The sequence below is a fragment of the Peribacillus deserti genome, assembly GCF_016909175.1.
Lineage (GTDB): Bacteria > Bacillota > Bacilli > Bacillales > DSM-1321 > Paraperibacillus > Paraperibacillus deserti.
Genome location: NZ_JAFBFI010000020.1, coordinates 1 through 24,521, shown reverse-complemented (window position 1 = coordinate 24,521; position 24,521 = coordinate 1). Strand labels below are relative to the sequence as shown.

17 protein-coding genes, 16 tRNA genes and 1 rRNA gene are annotated in these 24,521 nt (G+C 39.9%); 5 read left to right on the top strand and 29 right to left on the bottom strand.

Features of this window, described 5'->3' with window-relative positions; all coding sequences use genetic code 11:
• Positions 1 to 21: 21 nt before the first annotated feature.
• Positions 22 to 1,275 (top strand): PucR family transcriptional regulator, encoded by a 1,254-nt coding sequence (locus JOC77_RS17755; protein ID WP_204546190.1) that lies wholly within the window; start codon positions 22 to 24, stop codon positions 1,273 to 1,275.
• 197 nt (positions 1,276 to 1,472) lie between these two features.
• A complete protein-coding gene (ald, locus tag JOC77_RS17750) occupies positions 1,473 to 2,606 on the top strand; it encodes an alanine dehydrogenase (RefSeq protein ID WP_204546187.1) in 1,134 nt (377 codons plus the stop codon).
• Positions 2,607 to 2,716: 110 nt separating this feature from the next.
• On the opposite strand, the gene JOC77_RS17745 is transcribed toward ald, so the two are convergent.
• The 3 genes from JOC77_RS17745 to JOC77_RS17735 are packed head-to-tail and all read right to left on the bottom strand — an operon-like array spanning position 2,717 to position 6,223.
• Positions 2,717 to 3,799: a Ger(x)C family spore germination protein gene (locus tag JOC77_RS17745; RefSeq protein ID WP_204546184.1), complete on the bottom strand. Its 1,083-nt coding sequence runs from the start codon at positions 3,797 to 3,799 to the stop codon at positions 2,717 to 2,719.
• A complete protein-coding gene (locus tag JOC77_RS17740; RefSeq protein WP_204546182.1) occupies positions 3,796 to 4,872 on the bottom strand; it encodes a GerAB/ArcD/ProY family transporter in 1,077 nt (358 codons plus the stop codon). Before JOC77_RS17740 ends, JOC77_RS17745 begins: the two co-directional genes overlap by 4 nt.
• Positions 4,865 to 6,223: a spore germination protein gene (locus JOC77_RS17735; protein WP_204546178.1), complete on the bottom strand. Its 1,359-nt coding sequence runs from the start codon at positions 6,221 to 6,223 to the stop codon at positions 4,865 to 4,867. Before JOC77_RS17735 ends, JOC77_RS17740 begins: the two co-directional genes overlap by 8 nt.
• Positions 6,224 to 6,898: 675 nt before the next feature.
• On the opposite strand from JOC77_RS17735, the gene JOC77_RS17730 reads away from it, so the two are divergent.
• Entirely contained in the window at positions 6,899 to 8,464 is a 1,566-nt protein-coding gene (locus tag JOC77_RS17730) for an MDR family MFS transporter (RefSeq protein ID WP_204546176.1), read from the top strand.
• A gap of 145 nt (positions 8,465 to 8,609) precedes the next feature.
• Positions 8,610 to 9,233, top strand: a complete 624-nt coding sequence (locus JOC77_RS17725) for a DNA-3-methyladenine glycosylase (RefSeq protein WP_204546173.1) — start codon at positions 8,610 to 8,612, stop codon at positions 9,231 to 9,233.
• Between the two features lie 54 nt (positions 9,234 to 9,287).
• Here JOC77_RS17725 and yhbH read toward each other — a convergent pair whose 3' ends face one another.
• The 8 genes from yhbH to queG form a co-directional block, all read right to left on the bottom strand.
• Positions 9,288 to 10,460 (bottom strand): sporulation protein YhbH, encoded by a 1,173-nt coding sequence (yhbH, locus tag JOC77_RS17720; protein WP_204546170.1) that lies wholly within the window; start codon positions 10,458 to 10,460, stop codon positions 9,288 to 9,290.
• Between the two features lie 241 nt (positions 10,461 to 10,701).
• Positions 10,702 to 11,859 carry a polysaccharide deacetylase family protein gene (locus JOC77_RS21775; RefSeq protein WP_204546167.1) on the bottom strand — a complete coding sequence of 386 codons (1,158 nt, stop codon included), beginning with the start codon at positions 11,857 to 11,859 and terminating at the stop codon, positions 10,702 to 10,704.
• Between the two features lie 185 nt (positions 11,860 to 12,044).
• A complete protein-coding gene (locus JOC77_RS17710; RefSeq protein WP_204546356.1) occupies positions 12,045 to 12,230 on the bottom strand; it encodes a hypothetical protein in 186 nt (61 codons plus the stop codon).
• Positions 12,231 to 12,345: 115 nt separating this feature from the next.
• Positions 12,346 to 14,241 carry a PrkA family serine protein kinase gene (locus JOC77_RS17705; RefSeq protein ID WP_204546165.1) on the bottom strand — a complete coding sequence of 632 codons (1,896 nt, stop codon included), beginning with the start codon at positions 14,239 to 14,241 and terminating at the stop codon, positions 12,346 to 12,348.
• 422 nt (positions 14,242 to 14,663) lie between these two features.
• Positions 14,664 to 15,413 (bottom strand): oxygen-insensitive NADPH nitroreductase, encoded by a 750-nt coding sequence (nfsA, locus tag JOC77_RS17700; RefSeq protein WP_204546162.1) that lies wholly within the window; start codon positions 15,411 to 15,413, stop codon positions 14,664 to 14,666.
• Positions 15,414 to 15,532: 119 nt separating this feature from the next.
• On the bottom strand, positions 15,533 to 16,006 hold the full coding sequence (gene trmL / locus JOC77_RS17695) for a tRNA (uridine(34)/cytosine(34)/5-carboxymethylaminomethyluridine(34)-2'-O)-methyltransferase TrmL (protein ID WP_204546159.1): 474 nt from the start codon (positions 16,004 to 16,006) through the stop codon (positions 15,533 to 15,535).
• A gap of 71 nt (positions 16,007 to 16,077) precedes the next feature.
• Positions 16,078 to 16,932: an amidase domain-containing protein gene (locus JOC77_RS17690; protein WP_204546147.1), complete on the bottom strand. Its 855-nt coding sequence runs from the start codon at positions 16,930 to 16,932 to the stop codon at positions 16,078 to 16,080.
• Positions 16,933 to 17,050: 118 nt separating this feature from the next.
• On the bottom strand, positions 17,051 to 18,190 hold the full coding sequence (gene queG, locus JOC77_RS17685) for a tRNA epoxyqueuosine(34) reductase QueG (RefSeq protein ID WP_204546145.1): 1,140 nt from the start codon (positions 18,188 to 18,190) through the stop codon (positions 17,051 to 17,053).
• Positions 18,191 to 18,315: 125 nt separating this feature from the next.
• On the opposite strand from queG, the gene JOC77_RS17680 reads away from it, so the two are divergent.
• Positions 18,316 to 18,981 (top strand): B3/B4 domain-containing protein, encoded by a 666-nt coding sequence (locus JOC77_RS17680; protein WP_204546143.1) that lies wholly within the window; start codon positions 18,316 to 18,318, stop codon positions 18,979 to 18,981.
• A 58-nt stretch (positions 18,982 to 19,039) separates the two neighbouring features.
• On the opposite strand, the gene JOC77_RS17675 is transcribed toward JOC77_RS17680, so the two are convergent.
• The 18 genes from JOC77_RS17675 to rrf form a co-directional block, all read right to left on the bottom strand.
• Positions 19,040 to 19,113 (bottom strand) — tRNA-Gly (locus tag JOC77_RS17675).
• A gap of 162 nt (positions 19,114 to 19,275) precedes the next feature.
• A complete protein-coding gene (locus JOC77_RS17670) occupies positions 19,276 to 22,299 on the bottom strand; it encodes an efflux RND transporter permease subunit (RefSeq protein WP_204546141.1) in 3,024 nt (1,007 codons plus the stop codon).
• A 734-nt stretch (positions 22,300 to 23,033) separates the two neighbouring features.
• Positions 23,034 to 23,114, bottom strand: a tRNA-Leu gene (locus JOC77_RS17665).
• A gap of 6 nt (positions 23,115 to 23,120) precedes the next feature.
• A tRNA-Cys gene (locus JOC77_RS17660) sits at positions 23,121 to 23,194 on the bottom strand.
• A 10-nt stretch (positions 23,195 to 23,204) separates the two neighbouring features.
• A tRNA-Gly gene (locus JOC77_RS17655) sits at positions 23,205 to 23,276 on the bottom strand.
• A 5-nt stretch (positions 23,277 to 23,281) separates the two neighbouring features.
• Positions 23,282 to 23,356 (bottom strand) — tRNA-Gln (locus JOC77_RS17650).
• 32 nt (positions 23,357 to 23,388) lie between these two features.
• A tRNA-His gene (locus tag JOC77_RS17645) sits at positions 23,389 to 23,464 on the bottom strand.
• A gap of 18 nt (positions 23,465 to 23,482) precedes the next feature.
• A tRNA-Trp gene (locus JOC77_RS17640) sits at positions 23,483 to 23,556 on the bottom strand.
• A 15-nt stretch (positions 23,557 to 23,571) separates the two neighbouring features.
• Positions 23,572 to 23,656, bottom strand: a tRNA-Tyr gene (locus JOC77_RS17635).
• A gap of 11 nt (positions 23,657 to 23,667) precedes the next feature.
• Positions 23,668 to 23,740, bottom strand: a tRNA-Thr gene (locus JOC77_RS17630).
• 5 nt (positions 23,741 to 23,745) lie between these two features.
• Positions 23,746 to 23,821: transfer RNA gene (locus JOC77_RS17625), tRNA-Phe, on the bottom strand.
• Between the two features lie 55 nt (positions 23,822 to 23,876).
• A tRNA-Asp gene (locus tag JOC77_RS17620) sits at positions 23,877 to 23,952 on the bottom strand.
• Positions 23,953 to 23,957: 5 nt separating this feature from the next.
• Positions 23,958 to 24,031 (bottom strand) — tRNA-Met (locus tag JOC77_RS17615).
• A gap of 46 nt (positions 24,032 to 24,077) precedes the next feature.
• A tRNA-Val gene (locus tag JOC77_RS17610) sits at positions 24,078 to 24,153 on the bottom strand.
• A 7-nt stretch (positions 24,154 to 24,160) separates the two neighbouring features.
• A tRNA-Glu gene (locus JOC77_RS17605) sits at positions 24,161 to 24,235 on the bottom strand.
• 16 nt (positions 24,236 to 24,251) lie between these two features.
• Positions 24,252 to 24,343 (bottom strand) — tRNA-Ser (locus JOC77_RS17600).
• A gap of 3 nt (positions 24,344 to 24,346) precedes the next feature.
• Positions 24,347 to 24,421: transfer RNA gene (locus JOC77_RS17595), tRNA-Asn, on the bottom strand.
• Positions 24,422 to 24,430: 9 nt separating this feature from the next.
• Positions 24,431 to 24,521: ribosomal RNA gene (gene rrf, locus JOC77_RS17590) — 5S ribosomal RNA — on the bottom strand; the annotation flags it as partial.

The following is a 24,521-nucleotide window of genomic DNA, read 5'->3' as shown; positions in this document are numbered from 1 at the left end:
AATTTATGGTAGGAGTTTTTTATGTCTAAGAAAGCGAATTGGCATGAATTGTTTCATGGGCTTCATGGGGATTTAGAGGATTTTGCTGACAGGGTGAGCACTTATTTAGGCTGCCCTATTACAATAGAAGATGCGAATCATCGTCTGCTTGCCTATAGTATGCACGATGACAGAACGGACAAGGCCAGGATTTCTACAATTATAGGACGAAGAGTTCCGGAGAATGTAATTAATACCTTGTGGAAGGAAGGAATTATACCTACCCTCTTAAAAGGCCGTGCTCCTGTAAAGGTTCCTTCCATTAATGATGTGGGACTGGGAAGCAGAGCAGCTGTATCTATCTGGAAAAACAGTGAAGTGCTGGGTTTTATTTGGGCGCTTGAAGTAGATAAACCTTTTACTGAAGATGATTTAGAATTTCTGCAATTCTCCGCAAAGGAAGCTAAAAACCAGATTCTCCAGCTTCAGACGAGAAAACACCGCCGCCTTGAGAGCGCCCAGGAATTTCTGTGGCAGCTCCTGACAGGGCATTTTCAGGATAAACAAGAAATTCGAGAAAAGTTTATTAAGCATGCTCCACATGTACCTACGAATTTTTCCATACTTGTTTTTCAATTTCCGGAAGTTATTTCAGTCGAACGAGAGCGTCAAATCTCGTATATGCTCTCAACTACTCAGAAAATAAAGGCTGACATTTTTACAACAGACCGGAACAAGCTTATTATTTTAGTCGGATTTCAAGACAACCAGCCGATTATTGAATCTTTATCCTCATTTATTGATAATTTCATTTTACAAATGAATGTAAGGTTTAATGTACATAATATCTCTGGTGCTTCCGGTATGATCTACACAAATTTAGCGGAGGCAATGGAGAGCTATAGGGAAGCTCTTCAGGTTCTTTCCCTTCAGCAAATGTTTCCTGATGATACCGCTAAGGTCTATTTATACAGCCAGCTTGGTGCATATAAATATTTAGAAACCCTTCATAAGCATCAAGATAAAAGCGGTCAGAATATACATCTAACCCGGCTTCAGTCCTATGATGCTAAACATCAGACAGATTTATATGAAACATTAAAAATATATTTGGAAAAAGACAGCAACCCAAACGAAGCAGCAAAGGCGCTGCATATACATGTTAATACCCTGACATATCGGCTGAAAAGAATTACCGATGTAGGAGAAATCAATTTAAAAGACCCCCTCCAGAAAGTTGGCCTCTTTCTGGATATCAAGCTCCGCATTTATGAAAATTTCTATAATAATCCATAAAACCTTTACACAAAAGAACCATTTGTGAAATTCCACAAATGGTCCTTTTTAAATTCTTCTCTTAACACAAACAAAAATTTTATGTAAGCGCTTATACTGTTTGTACAAAGGGTTAAAATTACTTAATAAATATGGTAACCCCCTATACAATAATAAGGCTTCGAATTTAGGAAAAGCCTTAAGTGGAGGAATTTAAAATGCGTATTGGCGTACCTGCTGAAATTAAAAATAATGAAAACCGTGTAGCCCTGACTCCTGCTGGTGTTTATACACTAACACAAGCCGGCCACGAGGTACTCGTAGAGAATAATGCCGGACTTGGAAGCGGCTTTACAAATGAACAATATAGAGCAGAAGGCGCAACCATTGTGGAATCTGCAGCTGATGTATGGAAAGAAGCAGAAATGATTATGAAGGTTAAGGAGCCTTTGCAAAGTGAATATAAATATTTCCGCAAGGATTTAATCTTATTTACTTACCTGCACCTCGCTGCCGAACCTGAACTTGCAAAAGCTCTAAAAGAGAGCGGTGTTTTCTCCATCGCCTATGAAACAGTGACGGTAAACAGAACTCTTCCTCTCCTTACTCCTATGAGTGAAGTAGCCGGCAGAATGGCTGCACAAATTGGAGCTCAATTCCTTGAAAAGCCTCATGGAGGAAAAGGGATTCTTCTTGCGGGAGTACCTGGTGTAAAAAGAGGAAAAGTAACGATCATCGGCGGCGGCGTTGTTGGTACAAATGCTGCTAAGATTGCTGTCGGACTCGGTGCTGATGTTACAATGATCGATCTAAGCCCGGAACGTCTGCGTCAGTTAGATGATATTTTTGGCAACCAAATTAAAACAATCATCTCTAACCCGTTCAACATTGCTGAAGCTGTGGCAGAATCCGACCTTGTCATCGGGGCCGTTCTTATACCTGGCGCCAAAGCTCCGAAGCTAGTAACGGAAGATATGGTCAAAGCTATGACCCCAGGCTCTGTAATCGTAGATGTCGCTATTGACCAGGGCGGTATCTTTGAAACAGTTGACCATATTACGACACATGATAACCCTACTTACGTTAAACATGGTGTGGTTCATTATGCAGTTGCTAACATGCCTGGCGCTGTTCCGCGCACGTCAACTATTGCTTTGACAAATGTAACAGTTCCTTATGCGGTCCAAATTGCCAATAAAGGAGCAAAACAAGCTGTTCTTGATAATGCAGCCCTGGCTCAGGGTGTAAACGTTGTGAACGGTGAAGTTACATTTGAAGCCGTTGCAAGAGATTTAGAATTTGATTTTGTAGAACTAAAAGATGCGCTTGAAAGAGAATTTGTTCAAGCATAAGACAGAGCCCGGTGATCACTCACCGGGCTTCTTCATTTTAATTATATTTGTAATCAATCTTAATACTTACGTTTACTGCATGCCCACATTAATTTAACAAGTAGAACCTGTTATTTAATAATTCCTGTAGACTCTATATCTACTTTAGATTTTACTTTAAATTTCAAACGAGGATACATTTTAAGCCAATCCTCATGTTCATCTTTTTTCGAATGAGTCGCCTGGTATCTCAGGCCGAATCCAACGGGATCAACCCTGTTTTGTTGAAATTTTCTTAGCAGACTTTCCATTTTTTGATTCAGCTCATGCTCAATTATTCTAGCAGCATCTTCTGACTTTTCTTTAGTGAAATACCCTTCCACACGGTCCTCTTCTAACACACCGCTCATTTTAACATTGTAGGAAATGGACGGGTTTCTTCCGCCTGAAATATGATACTTAGCCCTAGAGTGTTCTTCGTTAAATGTGTACTTAATCTTTCCATGCTCCATGGCTGTAAAGCTTGCTTTAATTTGTTGATTTGCCAATACATTATATAGTCTTGTTTCATCCGGGGACAGGATGGTTTTCATCTTTTCATCATTCATTAATATAGCTTTCTCTACCACTAGATTATCCTTGTCAGCTTCCACCAGCGGTAAGACCGGATCCCAGCCAAAGTCACTGATCTTTCTCTGTAAGTCAAATAAATATTCACTCACGACGAAAGGAGAGTTGCTTCCTTCCTTTCCAAATAAATTAACCAGATAACTGCCGGGAATCCGTTCCGTTTTGGGCTGCAGCGAAACTACCGTTTTAGCATCCGGCTGTCCTACAGCGATATAGGATACCATTTGGATATCCCTTCGCCGCTGTGCCCAATAAATGATAGGCTTAATGTCCTCTTTTAGAAGGGCTTTGCCAAGCATAATGACCTTTGTGTGCCCAAAATCCAGTTCCTTATCTATTTTGGATTTAGCTATGCGAATTGCCTCAGCAATACTTTCTGCCTTAATTGTAAGAATAGAGAATTTATCAATTCCAGCCTTAGGATCACCGGTTGGAAGCGAGACTTTAAGGCTTATTTCTAATTTGTCCTTTTCTTTTGCTTTGTCTACTCCCAGCGCAACAACAAAGGCCCGCTTTTCGACGTCCCGGACATTACATCCTGACAGCAAGGCAGCTATACATACAAAAAGAAGGATTTTTTTCATGCTTTTTTTACCCTCCTAACTGCGTAAAATAAAATGAGGAGTAAAAGGACCTCCGAAATCAGCCTGACTCGTATAAACCAATCGCTAATCTTCATAAAATCAAATTGATCCAATTGAATCAAGAAAAAGGATGCTCCAACAAAAACCAAAAGAAGCAGGAAGTTTTTTATGTTGAACTTCTTATCAGTTTTCTTAAAAAAGGTGAGCTGCAGCATTCTAAGTCCAACATGCCAGTAAAGTACAATAGCTACCAATGCCACTGTAATATAAAAAAGATAGTAGACAAAAAGCAGACGTTCAATAATGAAAAAAACGATTCTATTTGAATCAGCCGTTGATAACCATGGGTATACCTGATGTTTAACTCCTTCGATTCCATTGAAGCCAATTGGGACTAAAAAGGAAACGAGCAAAAGCAGCAGACCTGCAGCCGCTATAATCCAGGTTCTTATCTTTAAATTCTTGAACATCCTGTTAAAGACCACCAGGTTAATATATCCTGTAAAAATAAAGGTTCCCGCCGCAATAGATGAGTAGTGAGGCATATCAGCCGCATCTGTCACCACTTCCCGTATCGTATCCCAGCTGAAATATTCATTTGTTAACACTTTTACTAAAAAATACAAAAAAATAGGGACATTAATAATGATGATCGTCTCTATTGATACCAAAATCGAGTGTGATTCAACCTGGCAGGCAAATAGAATCAGCGCCAAAAATCCAAAAGCAAGGATAAAACGGTTCACGTCAGGTGTAATAAACCGGTGGGTGATATCCACTAAGGAGACTAAAGTAATCGCACCAAAAAGATACCAATGTAAGGAAAAAAATAATATCATCGCTTTATTTATTAATTTTGGCAAGACAGGCTCTAATATTTCAGGCAGATCTTTCCCAGGAAATTTCTGCATAGCTTTTGTATTAAATAAAACCATTAAAGTCCCTATGATAACCGCAATTATTATGGCAATTAAACTGCCATTCGTATTTACAAGAATCCGCGGAACAAAATTAACAGAATTAACAAGACCATTCAGTATTAATAAATAATAAAAATACCGATTATTAACCATATGATTTACCCTTTCTGCTATCAGTATCGGCTAGTATATTAAAATACGGCCTCCCAAAACTGCGCATCTGTGCTAGGTAAACAACTATTCCTACAAAGCCAAGAACAATTCCAACCAATCCGAAAAGAGATGCCAAGAAAAGAAACCCATATCTTAATACACGGACTGAAAAATTCATCATATTAATAGGAATAACAAAATTGGTTATGGCAACAGCTGAAACCAGAATAATCATTATGTTTCCAACTAAACCGGCCTCTGTAGCAGCCGTCCCAAGGATTAAACCTCCTACCGTTGTAGCAGTGGGACCGATCGTCTTAGGAAGCCTTATACTTGCTTCTATCAAAAATTCCACCATTATAAGCATGAGAAATACTTCTATAACTGCGGGATATGGTACTGTTGCCCTGCTTCCTGCGATCATCAAAGTAAGCTGCACCCGCAGGATTTCTGGATTATAGGAAGCAAAAGCTACATAAAAAGCAGGCAGAGACAAGGTAGCAACAAGACCCGCATATCGAATGGTTTTTAAAAACCAGCCTACAAGAGGAAGCTGTATGCGATCGTCCATTGCTGCAAAAAAGTCTTGAAAGACCGACGGAAGAATTATGGCATATTTTGATTTATCAAGAATGAGACATATCTTACCCTGCTCCAGGCATTTTACCATTCTATCCGGTCTCTCGGTCACAACCATCGTTGGAAATATATCAAATTTGCGGCCAGCTAATTTTTGTTCTAGTTCCCCTGCTGTGATTAATACTTCCATATCGATTGTTTTGAGCCTGTCTTTAAGCTCCTGAAGTACGCCCTTATCAACTTTATTTGAGTCATAGAGTATGCCGATAGTAGACTGAGAAATACTCCCGACTACATTTAACTCTACTTTTAAGTTTGCGGTTTGATACCGATGCCTGATTAAATTGAGATTAACCTCTAAATTCTCGGTAAACGCATCAGGTGAACCTTGTACATTAACCTCTGCAGAAGCCTCTGTTACACCGCTTCCAGCCATTTTTTTCGCTTGAAAAGCAACATACTTGCCTTCCGCGAAAATAATGACAAAGCCCTTTAATAACAGCGAAAGGGCTTCATGCTGATCCTTTGGTTCTTTTTCAGCGGGAAAGGAAACGATATAATCCATAAATGCCTGGATATCCTTCATTTCATAAAATGGAGTAACGATAAATCTATTTACCAGCTGAGAGTCAGTTACACTTTTTAAGTAAATGATTTTAGCTTTCTTTTCCTGAGAAGAAAGCTCCCGGTCCTCTACATCTGCACAGTCTTCAAGCTGCTGCTTCAGCCATTCATGCACCTTTTCTATTTCCGTTTTTACTTTGATCGCCATGAAAACTTCCTCCAGAATCAAATTAACCTCATAAAAATGACCTGCCTAATTTTCCTCGAACCTTCAAAAATATACTCCGTTCTTCATTTATAGAATTGATACTATCATTCCTCAAGTCAGTAAGAATTATGAGAGGAATTGAAGACTTTCGGTTTAATAAGGTTCATAATCGTACGATGCTAATAGCGGCTTTAATAAGCAGCCTCAAGGTTTGTGAGTAAAATGTCAGCTTTGCGAGCAAGTTTTTGGATTTTGCGAGCAGCTTTTATGAATTGCGAGCAGCCAATCCATTGTTTTGCGAGCAAAATTTTGCTTTGCGAGCAAGTTTTTGATTTTGTGAGCAGCTTTTTAGATTTGCGAGCAGCCTTTCAAGGGTTACGAGCAAACCCATTGTTTGCGAGAGTAATTTAAGCTTGGCGAGCAAGTTTTTGGACTTTGCGAGCAGCTTTTATGAATTGCGAGCAGCCTTCCAAGGGTTATGAGCAAACCATTGCTTTCGAGCAAATATTTGAGCTTGGCGAGCAAGTTTAGACAGGGAGCTGCATAGAGATTCACGATCAAATCCAAGGAATAATTATATGCAGAGCCCACCATTGGTTCACCAAATAAATAGCTAATTTTTCTAATTTCGGTGGGCATACTATTTTTAAATTTCAAGGGAAACAGGAGATGTATATGGATACTCAACCTCAAGAAATTAATAAACAACTGGTTTTGACTGGTTTAATAGTAGGTATGTTTTTCAGCGCCCTGGAGCAGACCATAGTTGGTACGGCAATGCCAACCATTATTGCGGAATTAAATGGGTTTTCGATCTTTGCATGGGTCACGACCGCCTACCTGATTACTTCAACTATTGTAGTTCCAATTGTAGGCAAGCTTTCTGACTTGTATGGAAGAAGATCTCTTTATCTGATTGGAACGATCATTTTTATTATAGGTTCTGGACTTTGTGCCACCGCAAGCACTATGGAGCAGCTAATCATATATCGGGGAATTCAAGGAATTGGCGGGGGCATGATTATGCCTTTATCTCAAACGATTATTGGAGATATTTTCACCGCAGAACAAAGAGCTAAATGGCAGGGGATTTTTGGTGCATTATTTGGGCTGAGTTCTGTGATAGGGCCCTTTTTCGGCGGTGTAATTGTGGATGCTGTCAGCTGGCACTGGATCTTTTTAATCAATGTGCCAACCGGACTACTGTCCGCATTATTAATATTCTTTGGCTTGAAACGAGAGCTTGTATTTAAAAAAGACAAAATATATATTGATTACTTCGGAATTATTACTCTAGTTATGGGCTTAATATTATTGCTTCTCGGATTAACCTTTGGGGGTGATAAATTTGATTGGATCTCGCTCACATCGGCTTTCATATTTGGAGGATCCCTTATTTTCCTTGTAATTTTCTGTTTTGTTGAGAGAGCGGCAAAGGAACCGATTTTGGATTTATCCTTTTTCAAAAATAGAGTGTTTACAACTGTTAATATATTAGGTTTTTTACTTGGTTTAGGCATGTTTGGAGCCATTATGTTTGTTCCCATGTATATGCAGGGAGTTCTAGGGGTTTCCCCGACTCGTGCTGGATCTACGATGACTCCTATGATGATTGCTTTAATTCTCTCGAGTATTATAGGCGGCAGACTTCTGCTAAAATTTCGTTTTAGGACCGTGCTTACGGCGGGGATGATTATTACAAGTTTGGGGTTTTATTTGATGAGTACAATGGATACCGCTTCTAAGGAACTTACAGCCTATCTCTACATGGTGATTTTAGGTTTTGGCATGGGCTTTGTCATGCCAACAATTATGATTGCCATTCAGAATGAATTTCCGAAATCTGTTTTAGGAACAGTTACCTCTGCATCCACCTTTTTTCGGTCAATTGGCGGAACAATTGGCGTAACAATCCTAAATGCCATTATGACTCATTCATTGCATTCTAATATGGAACAAGCTGCAGCTGCCGAAAAAAATGCGCTTCTCCGGCCAGCATTAGAAGAGCTCTCTAAGAAAACGGATGCTCTCTTTGGTATCTTGATACAGCCTGAGGTTCTGAAGGTCCCGGATGATGCTAGAAACGTTTTAATTTCAACCATTGCCAAAGCGTGGGCCGATTCTTTCTCTACTGTCTTTTTAACAGGCTTACTTTTTGTAGCTGCCGGGATTTTCGTATCCTTAAGTGTCGGGCGCGGTAAAATCAAAAGAGACAAAGAGGCAGGTTCCACAGAATTCTAATTATGTCGAGTAATTATGTCAATTCAATGGTTATTTGTTTGAGTATAAGGATAAATAGATAATAGGCTATAGAAGTTTATTTCCTCCTTCTTTAAAAGGAACGCCCTCTATGGTCAAATTCATCTCCATTATAAGGAACTTTCTTATGAATACTAATAACGAGACGCGTAAACAGCCAATTAGCTTGGATTTTTATTTGCAGCCAACACTTGAATTAGCTCGATCCTTGCTGGGATGCCTGCTTATTAAGGAAACTCCTGAAGGCATTGCATCCGGTTATATTGTAGAAACGGAAGCTTACATCGGGCCCATGGATCAGGCTGCCCACAGCTACAATAACAGAAGAACAAAACGTACAGAAATTATGTTTGGAGCCGCTGGGTCTATTTATACCTATGTAATGCACACTCATTGTCTTGTTAATGTTGTCAGCGGAAACATCGGCGCGCCGGAAGCTGTTTTAATCAGAGCAGTAGAACCCGTGGATGGCCTGGACCTTATGGTTCAGAGAAGAGGCCTGGAAGTTAGTAAGAATTTAACCAATGGTCCTGGTAAATTAACCAAGGCTTTAGGAATAACGATGGCTGATTATGCAGGACATTTTACAAAGCCCCCACTATACCTTGCTGAAGGAATTGTGCCAAACAGTATTTCGACAGGCACACGCATAGGGATCGGCAATTCGGGTGATGCCGTCCATTATCCGTGGCGTTTTTGGATAACCGGTCATTCTTACGTTTCTAGAAACTCTGGCATGAGAGGACATTAATCCAGCTCATGCCTCTTTTTTCACCAACAAAAAAAGCGATGTAACCACCGCTTATTAAGCATACATTTTGCTATCATCTTTTTTAAAGAAGCTTTTCATCGCATGGAAAACATCAGACTTTTGTTTAAGGATATAATAGGCGAATTTTTCATTATTAATATTTTTATAAGCTGACATGAGGGTAGAATGCCTGTTGTACTGATTCACTTCTCCGTATCCAAACATATTAGATACTTTCATTAACTCATTGACGAGCTTCACGCATCTGGCATTATCCGAGGTTAAATTATCTCCGTCTGAAAAATGAAAAGGATATATATTGAACTTTGAAGGACTGTATTTTAAATCTATGAGTTCGAGTGATTTTCTGTATGCAGAAGAGCAGATTGTTCCTCCACTTTCACCTTTTGAAAAGAAGTCTTCCTCTGATACAACCTTTGCTTCTGTATGATGAGCAATAAATTCAATTTCTACCGTTTCATATTTTGTCCGCAAAAATCTTGTCATCCAAAAGAAGAAGCTTCGAGCCATATATTTTTCCCAAAGACCCATTGATCCCGAAGTATCCATCATAGCAAGCACAACTGCTTTTGAATCTGGTTTAATGACCTCATTCCAGGTTTTAAATTTCAGGTCATCCTTGGTAATAGGATGGAATCCCGGCTTTCCGCTCATTGCATTTCTTTTAAATGCTGATATCATGGTTTTTTTCTTATCAATATTGCCCATGAGCCCTGTTTTTCTAATATCATTGAATTCTATGTTTTCTACTGTATTTTCATCAAGCTCTTTCTTTTGAAGATTTGGGAGTTCCAGCTGTTTAAACAAAGCCTCTTCAATCTCCATTAAAGATACCTCAGCCTCGTAATAATCCTCGCCTGACTGATCTCCCGGGCCCTGACCTTTTCCTGGTCCTTTCTGCTGTGCCCCGGAACCGTCTCTTGCCACCACATCTCCAACCTGGCTTTCGCCGTCTCCCTGGCCTACATGTTTATTTTTGTCATAATTGTATCTGATTTTATATTCATCGAGTGAACGGATTGGAATTTTTACTACATCACGCCCATTTGACATAATAATACTTTCTTCAGAAATTAAATCAGGCAGATTGTTACGAATGGCATCCTGTACTCTTTCCTGATGCCTTTGCTGATCATCATATCCTTTGCGATGGAGGGACCAATCTTCTTTGGAAATCACAAACTGGCGATTTGGGTCATCTGTCATTTTTATTTCCCCTCCTAACTTTTCTTACAACACTTCATTAATGATGCTGATTTGAATGGTAAAAAATAAGCCTGTTAATTATTAGGCTTAATGGGTTGTTCTATCCATCTTGTTCGCTTTAGGGACTTGATTACTTTATCCTATGCAGTAAAGGTTAAAAATTTACAAATAATTTCGACAATTACACAAAAGTCTATTATTTTTCAGCCCATTTTAACAGGCCTCCATGAGCTCTTTTAATTTATAGTCTCTTATCTCCCCAAAAATTTAAAATAAAATGCGATGCCGGATGATAAGCCACACATTCATAGCCCTGTTTATGCAAAGAATCAATAAGCTTAGGCAGCACGGATGCAGTTCCTTTGTTAACATGCATTAAAACCACTGCTCGTGTTTTTTTACTCTTCATTTTCTTAATTCCAGCCAGGCAATTCTGCAGGATACGGTTTGGATCTGTTTTCTGGTATTTCCAATCCTCTGTATCCACATTCCAATCCCACATTTTAAAACCTCTGACTGCCAGGCTGTTTCTATATGGAGCCGTCATATATGGTTTACTGCCATAGGGTACTCTGGTCAGGCGGGAACTGACACCAGTTATTCGTAATAAGGTTTTTCTCGCAGTCTCCATTTCCAGCCCTATAGCGGATGTATTCCCCCCATATAATTTATGTTTATCATGGCTGACACTGTGAAGCGCGGGATAATGTCCTTCCTTAACTGATCTTTTCACTTGAGACGAGTATTTTTTCATATGAGGTTCAATCATAAAAAAAGTAGCCTTTGCCTTTTTTGTCTTTAATGTATTCAAAATTGAATCCATATAGGGGCCGGGACCATCATCGAAGGTTAAATATATAGGAATCCGCTTTTTCGAAGCGGGAGGATTGTAAATGGTGACCATTTGTTTTTTATATTTCTGGACGAATTGTGCATCAGTCAGCCTTGCTTTCGTATGACTAATTCTGATGACCGGCCCGTCTTTCAGGTATTGAACCCGAAATCCAAAATAAGAGCTGATTGCTTCAGCAGGTACATATTTTGTTTGATTTCGCTGCAAAATCGCAATGGATTTCTGAAAGCCATGCGTATCAGTAATCCATTTTTTGGTCAGGAGTATACTTAACCTTTTCTCAGGAAGATCCTTTCTATAAAGGGAAGCTTCATATTGATTTACCCATTTCATTTGAAAATCTAATTTTTCGAATAGCTGCAAGGATACATAAACCTTATTACCATCCACAAGCCATGCTGTTTCCAAATTTGTAAGCAGATTATCATTTATTCCGACTAACATTTTATCTTTGAATTGGCTGCTTCCAGCTGCCTGAATGTTCTTTTGAGGAAAATGAAGTGAGACTAAAAAAACCAGCATAATCAAAAAGCCTAACTTTTTCACATAATCTCTCTCCCCTTGTTTCTTTTTATATAGCTATTAGGTGAGAGCCCTAATTATGTTTAAAATTAATAGAGTTCCTTTTGTAAAAAAATAGTAGTAATATTACATATTCGTATAAAAGAAAAGGCAAAAATGAAGCAGCCCTCACTGAAGGCTGCGCAAGATTATTTGCCTATTACAGACGGTTATAAGCCTTCTTTGTTTTTAAGCTCTTCTTCATGCTGAACTGGATCGGGGGATTTTCCATAGCTGATTAGTTCTTCATTGCTTCTCATGTTTTCCATCTGTTTCCCTAGATTTTTCATTTCCGCCAGGTTTCTGGCCATTGAGCTGTTTTCCGGTACTTGGTCAGGCTTTACATATTCTTTCAATGCATTCACCCCTTTTGCTGAATTATTACCCGGTTATCCCGTGAACGAAACAGTCATGAATCCAAATACACCAAATGACAGAAAACACCTGCCTTCATAAAGCAGGTGTTTCATCCTATCTATTCAGCAGACTGCCTACATAACGAAGAAGCTCATTTGCAGAAGTTGTATTATATCCATGCTCATCAACCAGTCTGGCTACTACTTCATTAATTTTCTTAAGCTGTAATTCGTCAGGTGTCTTTGAAGAAGTTGTAATTTTAACCACATCTTTCAGATCAGCAAACAGTTTCTTCTGAATCGCTTCCCGCAGGCGGTCATGAGAGTTGTAATCAAAGCGTTTGCCCTTTCTGGCATATGCAGATATACGAATTAGTATTTCTTCACGGAAAGATTTTTTTGCATTTTCAGAGATGCCTATTTGTTCTTCAATCGAACGCATTAATTTTTCATCGGGACTGATTTCCTCGCCGGTAAGCTGGTCTCTAAGCTTGTTTTTATTACAGTATGCTTCCACATTATCCAGGTAATTGTCCATAAGAGTCTTCGCACTTTCCTCGTAGGAATAAACAAAAGCTTTTTGAACTTCTTTTTTAGCGATGGTGTCATATTCCTTACGGGCTACCGAAATAAAATTCATATATTTTTCTCTAAGCTCTGTGGTTATAGATGCATGCTGGTCTAATCCTTCTTTTAAAGAGCGGAGAACATCCAGTGCGTTTATAGACGGTATTTCTTTCCTAATAATTGTTGAAGAAATCCTGTTAATTACATAGCGCGGATCAATCCCGCTCATTCCCTCATCCTGGTATTCCTTCTTCAATTCTTCCAAGTCTGCCGAATTATAGCCTTCAACATTTTCACCATCATACAATCTCATCTTTTTAACTAAATCAATGTCACCCTTTTTCGGATCCTTTAAGCGGGTCATTATGGAAAACATGGCAGCGACCCTCAATGTATGAGGTGCAACATGTACATTATGGACATCACTCTCATTGATCATTTTCTCATAAATTTTTTCTTCTTCTGTTACTTTTAAATTGTACGGCACAGGCATAACAATGATCCGTGAATGAAGGGCCTCATTTTTTTTGTTGGAAATGAACGCACGGTACTCCGTTTCATTTGTGTGCGCAACTATCAGTTCATCAGCGCTGATCAACGCAAACCTGCCTGCTTTGAAGTTACCTTCCTGGGTTAAAGACAGCAAATGCCATAGGAATTTTTCATCGCACTTTAGCATCTCCTGGAATTCCATAAGTCCGCGGTTAGCTTTATTTAGTTCGCCATCGAATCTATAGGCTCTTGGATCGGATTCAGACCCAAACTCAGCTATGGTTGAAAAGTCTATGCTTCCGGTTAAATCTGCAATATCCTGTGATTTTGGATCTGAAGGACTAAATGTACCTATCCCGACCCTTTTATCTTCTGATAAAAAGATCCGTTCTACCTGTACATCTTCAATCCGCCCATTATATTCTTTTTCAAGCCTCATTAGATTAAGGGGCGATAAGTTACCTTCGATTCGTATTCCATATTCTTTATAGAAATCATCTCTTAAATACTGGGGAATTAAATGCAGCGGATCTTCATGCATAGGACAGCCTTTAATGGCAAAAATAGACCCGTTTGCTGTATGGGAATAATTTTCAAGTCCCCTTTTCAGCATGGCGACCAGAGTCGACTTACCGCCGCTGACCGGTCCCATTAACAGTAAAATCCTCTTCCTGACATCAAGTCTTTTTGCTGCTGGATGAAAGTATTCTTCGACCAGGCGCTCCAATGATTCTTCTAGCCCAAATAACTGCCCGCTGAAAAAGTTGTATTTCTTCTTGCCGTTTACTTCTTCAATCCCTGCATCTTTTATCATGTTATACACACGTGAATGTGCGGACTGAGCAACAAGGGGCCTTTCTTTAAGGAGTTCCAGGTAATCGGCGAAAGTGCCTTCCCACTTTAATTTCTGTTCATCTTCTCGGTATCTTTCAATTTTCTTTAATATATCCATTATGGATCCTCCTCTGTTCTTTTTCAGAGACGATTAATACAATGTATGCACAGATGCCTAATTAAATGAGCCCAAATCATAGAAATGGGCCCGGCGTTTATCATTCAGTAAGCTTATACAATTACACATGAAATTTTGAAATAGTTTTTCATTCACAGTGAAAAAAAGATAAGATATAATAGCAATATCAGCATTCACCCAAAAAGTGGCTTTTTCTTATTCCCATTTATGAAAGCGGGAACACAAATGGCAAGAGCAGACAAAGGAGGACTTCGCAAATGAACATGATTTTAATTTTAGGTGTAACGGTAACTTTCCTTGTTGCTATATTTACAGCTGGCTATGATGATAAACCAGGTGTAAAATAATCTGCCCGTCTTTTTTAGAAAAACAAAAAAAGCTGCCCCCTGAGCAGCTTTTTCTTATTTTCTATTTAATCCCTTTTCTTCAATAAAAGCCTTCATATACATTCTCCGTCCAGCTGATAGCATATCGGCCATTTGACTTGTCCATGTATCGGCACGCTTTCCCCCGGTCCGCTCCTTATAATATTCGGAGATTGTCCGATTATAGCTTTCGAGCTGTTCTGTATATACTTCTTTATCCTGTTCATATTCCTCTTCCATATATACATGCTCAATTGGTAATCTCGGCTTCTTGTCATTTACTTGATCAGGATATCCAAATACCATGCCAAATAAGGGAATCACTCTTTCTGGAGTTTTCAGTATTTTACAAACTTCCGGCAGATTATTCCGGATCCCGCCTATGTAGCATATCCCTAATCCCATAGACTCAGCAGCGATTGCTGCATTTTGTGCCGCCAGAGCAGCATCAATGCTTGCGACCATAAATTTCTCGGTGCTCTCCAGCGATTCCTTGAGGTTTCTGCTTTCAATTTCCCCAACCATCGTATGCCTATAAAGATCCGCACAAAAGATCATTAAATGTCCATTTTCTTCTACATACGTTTGAGATCCTGCCAGTTCAGCCAGCGCCCTCTTTTTATCGGGATTTGTAATGCCTATTATGGAATATGCCTGGATAAAGCTTGATGTAGAAGCAGCCTGGGCACTTTCAACAATCATCTTTATCTGCTCGTTTGAAAGCGGCCTTGGCAGGAATGACCGCTGGGAACGATGATTTAGGATCGTTTCAATTACACTGTTCATCTTCTCACTCCTATTATTTTAGGTTTGCTATAATTGTACACTTAATGTATACCCTTTATAAAAAGAAAGAACCTCCCATAGGGGCTGATGATATCTCACATCAGCCTTGTAAAGGAAGGTTAAGTTAAATGAGCATATTCTTGCTGCCTTAAAGCTTCATAAACCAATATAGCAGCTGTATTTGACAGATTTAATGAGCGTACCTTATCAGTCATCGGAATACGGAGACAGCGATCCATATTTTCCTGAATCAGCTCTTTCGGAAGCCCAGTGGTCTCCCGTCCGAAAATAAAATAATAATCCTTTTCTGGATGGCTGTAGTTGAATGATGAAAAAGTCTTTTCTCCGAATTTAGTAATAAAGAAAAACTCTCCATCCACATTTTTCTTAAAAAATTCTTCCAAAGAATCATAATATGTGATGGATACATGCTCCCAATAATCCAAACCAGCCCGCTTCAGCATTTTATCATCTGTTGAAAAACCGAGGGGACGAATTAAATGCAGTGCGGTATCTGTAGCTGCACAAGTCCTTGCGATATTCCCTGTATTTGAAGGAATCTGCGGCTGATATAAAACAATATGTATGGCCAATTATGTCACCTCTTCTTACCTTTCTAACAGCTATTATATACTTTTTCATTAAAATCATAAAAGAATATCAATCAGTTCAGTATTCTAAAAAAAGTATATTTTATTTTTGGTGTATATGCTGTCGAGTCTTCATATTTCCAATATCTTAGTCTGCTGTTTGTGGTGTGGGCATTAACCAGAGGCATACCGTATGCATCCCTGCCAGTCACAATTGTATTGTGATTATACCTGCCGTCTCCCTCAAAATCATAGCAGATGATGTCTCCAAAGGTCAGCTGTTCAGGTCTTGCTACCTGTTTTGTCCGAAGACCTTTTGACCTTTGAAGATACAGCTTTAAGGCATGTGCTACAGACCAGCTATAGCTCCAGCTCTTTCCACTATACCACCAGCCTCTGGATCTGTCAGGCTGGCCCCACATAGGTGCACCGCCCGCTCTCAGGCACTGAGATATGAAGCTCGTGCAGTCATTTTCAAATCTTCTATAAGCTGGGTTAAATTCATTCCACCATCTTTCCGAATATTGTACGGCTTTTAACCGATTATATGCATAAGGAATTCTATCATCAAAATCTTCAGCGTCCTCCTCAAACGGTTCGGCTGTAAATCTGTATGGAACCTCCAAATCCTGAATGACCTCCCCGTCCTCTGCCACCGCCTGTCTGTGTTCTATTTCTTCCTCCATATAAATGAAATCCTTTTGTTTGATCAAATATTTAAAGTGGATATCATACATAATAGAAGAAAATCCCTTGTCATCATTCAGGGACTTCACATGGGCCTGAGCCTTTACATTCACTATTTCAGCCGATCTTTCTTTCAGTGACAATAATTTCTTCTCTATTTTCCCATCCTCAGCACGCAGGGCAGAATCAGAAACATATTTCTGTACCCGCTCTTCTAAAAGCATTTTTAGCTTTTCTCTCACATGCAGCTCTCCTTTTTTGAAGGTATGGTTATTTTTATGTAGGAGGCAGAGGATAAATTATTCGTAAGCATAAAAAAGCTGCCGACTTCGTCGGACAGCTTGTACGGATTTCTCCGGTTTATTGATTAGCAGATAATAACTGCATTCCTTTTTCTATTTCAGCGAGAACATCGGGATCTTGATCGGAGCTCTTTGCTTTGTCTAATGCCTGTCTGGATTGAGGTCCGCCGATCTTTCCAAGTGCCCAGGCGGCCGTCCCTCTAATTACAGGACGGGGGTCTTTCTCTAGTACCTCGATTAAATCAGGAATTGCCCCTTCTTCTTTGTAATGAGCTAATGCGATTATTGCATTCCTCTGCAATGGCTTTTTACCACGCCAGGAACCCGAAACTTTCCCGAATTTTTCTTTGAAATCTTTGTTGCTCATCCGAAGCATCGGAATCAATAATGGCTTAGCTATTTCAGGGTCTGCCTCCATTTCTGGATGAAAATGAAAATTCTTCCCTTTATTTTCGGGACAGACGGTTTGGCACGTATCACAGCCATAAATTCTATTTCCTAATTTACTTCTAAATTCATCCGGCAAAAAGCCTTTTGTTTGAGTGAGGAAAGCAATGCACCTTTGAGCATTAAGCTGGCCTCCTTGAACCAGCGCTCCAGTCGGGCACACATCTATGCATTTATTGCAGCTGCCGCACCTGTCCTCCATCGGAGCGTCCGGTTCGAATGGAAGACTGGTAATCATTTCGCCTAAATAAACATAGGAACCAAACTCCGGTGTAATGATCGAACAGTTTTTACCGCTCCAGCCAATTCCTGCCCTCTCTGCAACTGCGCGGTCTACCAGCTCGCCCGTATCAACCATCGATTGGCATCTGGCATCCGGAACCCTGCTGTAAATATATTCTTCGAGTTTTTTTAAGCGGTCCCTGAGAATTACGTGATAATCTTCTCCCCAGGAAGCTCTGCAGAATATCCCTCTGCGTTCACCTTTTTTACTTAGTGGAGCATTCTTCAATTTCGAAGGATAGGCTAAAGCTATAGAAATGATAGACCGGGGTTTTTCGTGAATTAAGCCCGGATCTGTCCGTTTATCAATATCAGGCTCTTCAAAGCCTGATTGATAGCCTAATTCCTGCTGCCTAATTAGTTTATTTTTCATCGCATCAAAAGTACTCGAAGTTGTAAAACCGATTTTATCAATGCCAATGGTTTTGCTATACGCTATAATTTCTTGTTTTAATTGGCTGTAATCCATAATTTTCAGCCTCCCTTCGAATGTTTTTTGATTTTATATCCACTTATGAAAAATATAACAACAATTTTTTTTATTAATAATGTGTATATGATAAACTATTTTAAATAGCATTTGGAGGGTAACCAATGGAAATCACAATAGACTCTGTTTTATCAGAAAAAATTCCAGGCTTTAAAGCTGGATGCATTGTTTATAAAAATATTACTGTCAGCACCTCTCCACAAATGATCAAGGGCAGGCTCCACATGTACCAGGAATCATTATATTTTGATCTGCTGGAAAAAGACTTAACTTCGTTTGAAGGAATAAAAGAATGGAGGCAGGTGTTTAAAAAAACGGGTACAGACCCTTCTCGTTACCGCCACTCTGCTGAGGCTCTTTACCGCAGGGTTAAGAAACAAAACTTTCTAGTACCGATTCACTCTGCAATTGATTTAAACAATTTTTTCTCTTTGCAATATGCGATTCCCTTTGGAATTTATGATGCAGATCAATTAAGCGGCAATATTGAATTTACAATTGGAAATGAAACCGATGTGTATACCGGGCTGAATGGCAGAGAAAATGTACTTAATAAGATGATAGTAGCAAAGGATCAGGAAGGACCATTCGGTACCCCATTTGTAGACTCAGAAAGATCAAAAGTCACAGATAAAACGGTTAATGCCTTACATATTATTTATCTGCGTCCATCCATTCAAACAGAAGAGGCTTATAAGCTGATCGATGCAGTTCGTAACATGTTCACACAGGTTCACGGAGGAGAAGCTGAATCTAGGATTATCAGCTAAATTAAAAAAACGCAATGCTTCGTATCAAAAGACGAAACACTGCGTTGTGACCTATGTATGGAGCGGGTGATGAGAATCGAACTCACGACATCAGCTTGGAAGGCTGAGGTTTTACCATTAAACTACACCCGCAAGTTTTTTGTCGAAATTTGTAATATTAACTGACAAAATCTATTATACACTGGATTTGTTCTATAATCAAGCCTTTTTTTATTTAATTTTATTTATGACTAATAACATTATAGCCAGACAATTAAAGCCTGATTCATAAAGAATCAGGCTTTTTGTAAATAATCAGGCGATTTTTTCAAGCTGCGAAGCATTTAATCGCTGCTTCTTTGACTTTTTGAAATGAAGCAATTCGTAAATAACCGGAATTACAATTAATGTAAGCAGTGTTGCGACAGCTAATCCGCCAATTACCACAACAGCCAGACTTTGAGATACTAAGCTTCCCGTTTCTGCCTCTTTAAAGAGCATAGGAAGCATCGCACAGATAGTAGCGATCGCTGTCATTAAGATCGGCCGCATACGGATTGCAGCTGCCTCAACAATTGCCTCACGGATGATCATCGTTTTTTCATTTTGTTTTACCCGGTCAAGGAGTACAATAGCATTCGTAACGACAATTCCTATTAACATCAATGCACCCAATAAGCCTGTTGGATCAACAGGAATTCCGCTGATTAAGAGAGCGATTATCGCACCAATCGCTGCGAGCGGCAACGTGCATAAAATGGCAATAGGAGCTCTGAACGTCTTAAAAGTAATGATCATAATCAAAAATACCAATCCAATGGAAACAAGCATAATGGTGAATAAGTCAGTGAAGTCTTCAGCCTGTTGTGCACTTGCTCCTCCTACAAGAACCTCTATACCTTCGTCCAGCTTCAAACCTTTTTTATCGCCATTTCCAAATATGAATTTGTTAATCTTTCCATTTATTTCAGACAATAGCTCTGGTTTTACGTCTGCTGTTATTCGGATATAAGTATCACCATTTTTTCGATACTGAAAAGTTGAAGTTTCTTCTTGTACGATAGCAGCAAGAGAAGAAGCAGGTACCATGCCTGCCTTTGTCATTAAAGGCATATTCTTTAAATCCTCCGGTGTTTTCGGATCCAGGATTGGTTCTAAAAATATATCCGTCTGCTGATCATCAAGCTTCATCGTTCCAAGAGGCATTTTATTTAACATCCCATATAACGCCTGTGAAATCTCTTCCGCATTCCCTTTTTCAGGATCAACATTTAACGAGTACACGGTTTTTTTGGCATCCTGGTTGGTACCTACCTTTTCTACACCCTTTATTCCGCTCACTCCATCTTCTATAGCGCCTGTTGCTGCTTCAAGCTTACTTATATCATCTCCGATAACATCAATGATAATTTGAGTTTTGGACCCTCCCATCATCGAGGACGCCCCTGCTGTCAGCTTGCCAGAACCAAAAGCCTCTTTTTGAGAATTAATTCTCTTGATCACTGTATCTGTATATTCTTTATCCTTTAATAAAATGTTGAATGTTGCCTTTGTAGGGGATTGGACTTCTCCAAATTTTGCAGCATCCTCGGTATTCCCCAGTTGGATGAAAAGATCCTTAATATGATCCTGTTTTAGTACATAATTCTCCAGCTCAATGGTTTTTTCTTTCACGGTTTCAATTGGAGTATCATTTGGAAAATCTAATGTTGCAATTATAAAATCTGCGGAAGAATTATTGACTGCTCCCTTTGGCATCGCTGCATATGTTCCAATCGAGCCTCCAAACATGACTAAAGAAGTAAGAATGATGACCCATTTATGATTAAGTGACCATCTCACCAGGTTAGTGAACTTAATTGAAGGTTTATGTTCTGGCAGTTTAGCTTTTTTCAGCAGGGAATAGCTTAAAAGCGGTACAACTGTCAGAGCCACTAACAGAGAAGCCAGCAATGAATATGTAATAGTGAGTGCAAAGGGCAAGATAATATCCTGCAGTCCTCCGCTTACTAGGCCGATTGGCAAGAAAACTGCAACGGTTGTAAGAGTAGATGAAGTAATTGCTGTCCCCACTTCTTTTGTTGCCTCGATCACCATACTAGTAGAGAATTTCTGATTCTGCATCTTTCGAAAAATATTTTCAATGACCACAATACTGTCGTCCACTAAACGCCCGACTGCTACTGCTACACCGCCCAGAGTCAAAATATTCAAAGTAACCCCGGATCTAGCAAGGAGGAAAAGCGTTAAACACAAGGATAAAGGTATAGAAACAATCGTAATCAGAGTAGAACGGATATTTCTTAAAAAAAGCATAACAACAATGGTTGCAAATACTGCACCAAGCAAAACTTCCTTTATCATGGTGTTAACTGATGTTTCAACCATATCTGCAGTTGCTATAAGAACATGGGCATTTACATGATCATATTTTTTGTTAATTTCTTTAGCTGCATCCTTTATTTCATTACTGATGCTCACTGCGTTAGAAAGGCTATCCTTCGTTACGATAAAAATCAGCCCATCTTCTCCATTAACGCGGGTTAATGTATCTTGTGGCTTTTTAATCTCTATCTGTGCAATCTCACTGAGTGTCACATTTTCAGACACTTTCAAGTTCTTTACTTTATCAAGACTATCGATGCTGCCAACCACTTTAATATTACTGGTTTTGCCGCTGATCTGCTTTTCGCCTACTGCAATAGACGAATTCTGACCCTTTAACACAGCCATAACATTTTGTAAGGATACTTTATTTTCTGCCATCTTGGCATTATCAGTTTTGATAGAAACATACGCACTTGAAGCCCCATATGTCTGAACATTTGCCACACCTTTAATATCCTTAAAATATGGAAGAATTTCTTCCTTGGCAAAATCCGTATTTTCAGGAGTAAGTCCGTCTTTAAAGGTTAATGAAATATCTGAAATTGGAATCATTGAAGTATTAAGCTGAACAACAGTAGGTTTAGACACATTCTGCGGAAGCGGAGTATTATTTAATGCTTCCTGGACCTCCTGTTTCGCTGCTTTCATGTCGGTTTTAGAATCAAACATAATGTCTACCTTAGTAAAGCCATCACCAGATGTAGAAAAAACATCGCTCTTTCCTTTGACCCCTGAAACAGCAGTCTCTATAGGTCCTGTTACTTGGCTTTCCATCGTTTTAGAATCAGTACCCTGCCCCATAACAATTACCGTCACCTGCGGCTGGTCTGCTGCAGGAAAAAACTCCATGGGCAGTGTTCTATAGCTAACTAGGCCTACTATTAAGATTAAAACTGTTAAAAATATTACAGCAGCTTTATTTCCAAAAGCCCACTTTGTAAACCATGACATGCATTTATCCCCTTTCATAGTAAAAATGACCTATACACAAAATGAATCGTACCAAATTCTTTTAACAAATGATATATAGTTTTTAGAAAATTCCTAAAGAAACTTTTCGACAATAACTAATGTATGGTCAGAATTCAAGAATATACCGCGGGGTATGAATGCAGAATATTTTTATTATTGTGTAAACTTAAGGTTATTGTTATATTTCTATATTGATAAATTGGGGTTAGGAAATGGAGTATTAGGTGAGAGGTAAATGATATTCATGCGATCGTAATCTAAGCTCAAGCATCCAAAAATACATAAGCTATGTATAATTATGTGTCGCTGAAGCATTTAGATTACAGAACCACTAGTTACACTCTATGGATCTTGAAATGTGACCGGACTTTCTAGGTACTCCCTAGCTATGTAAAGGGATTTTGTAATTTTCACTATGATCAAAACTATATCATTTATCCAACACCATTATTTTTTGGATTCCGGGGGTTAATACCGGCTTTATGGGGGTAAATTCATTTTTACGAGGAGTAAATTAAGATATGGCGATCCTAGAGGTAGTTTTTTATCCCGTCTATATTCCACAATAAGATTAAATGAGTCTGATATGAGTCCTGCAGCAAACTCTTTTTAAAATGCATCTAAGCTGGTATGCATACTCCAGACTTCGACTCTTAAGGCATACATACAAAAAAGACTTCAACTGTGTTGAAGTCTTTTCAAACATATTCTGATACCGGTGGTCGGGGTCGAACCGACACTCCAGAGGAACACGATTTTGAGTCGTGCGCGTCTGCCAATTCCGCCACACCGGCAAATGTTGGAGGCGGCAACCGGATTCGAACCGGTGGTAAAGGTTTTGCAGACCTCTGCCTTACCACTTGGCTATGCCGCCAATATTAAAAAGCGGAAGACGGGATTCGAACCCGCGACCCCAACCTTGGCAAGGTTGTATTCTACCACTGAACTACTTCCGCATATATGGCTGGGCTAGCTGGATTCGAACCAACGCATGACGGAGTCAAAGTCCGTTGCCTTACCGCTTGGCTATAGCCCAAAAATATTAATATAGATATTATAAAATGAAAATGGGGCGACTGATGGGAATCGAACCCACGAATGTCGGAACCACAATCCGATGCGTTAACCACTTCGCCACAACCGCCACAGCATAATATAAAATTGGCAGGGGCAGTAGGAATCGAACCCACACCGGAGGTTTTGGAGACCTCTGTTCTACCTTTAAACTATGCCCCTATATTTTTTAAAAAATGGTGGAGGGGGACGGATTCGAACCGCCGAACCCGGAGGGAGCGGATTTACAGTCCGCCGCGTTTAGCCACTTCGCTACCCCTCCATTTTTTAAAATGCCGGCAAGAGGACTTGAACCCCCAACCTACTGATTACAAGTCAGTTGCTCTACCAATTGAGCTACACCGGCATAAATGGTGGCTCAGGACGGAATCGAACCGCCGACACAAGGATTTTCAGTCCTTTGCTCTACCGACTGAGCTACTGAGCCATTTCTAAATTATATCATAGATATTAACCTTTTTAAAAGGTATGTTTTGTAAAAATGGCGGTCCCGACGGGAATCGAACCCGCGATCTCCTGCGTGACAGGCAGGCATGTTAACCGCTACACCACGGGACCACTTATTGCGGGGACAGGATTTGAACCTGCGACCTTCGGGTTATGAGCCCGACGAGCTACCAGACTGCTCCACCCCGCGACGATAAAAGTACTTAATCTTGCCTAATAAGGCATTTAATTAAAGATGGTGGAGGATGACGGGATCGAACCGCCGACCCTCTGCTTGTAAGGCAGATGCTCTCCCAGCTGAGCTAATCCTCCAATATAATGGTGACCCCTACGGGATTCGAACCCGTGTTACCGCCGTGAAAGGGCGGTGTCTTAACCGCTTGACCAAGGGGCCGGCTTATGAATCTTTATGGCGGAGAGCAAGGGATTCGAACCCTTGAGACAGCGGTAACCGTCTACACGATTTCCAATCGTGCTCCTTCGACCTCTCGGACAGCTCTCCATATGGCTCCGCAGGTAGGACTCGAACCTACGACCGTTCGGTTAACAGCCGAATGCTCTACCACTGAGCTACTGCGGAATAATACCAGCCTGGCAGCGTCCTACTCTCACAGGGGGAGATCCCCCAACTACCATCGGCGCTAAAGAGCTTAACTTCCGTGTTCGGGATGGGAACGGGT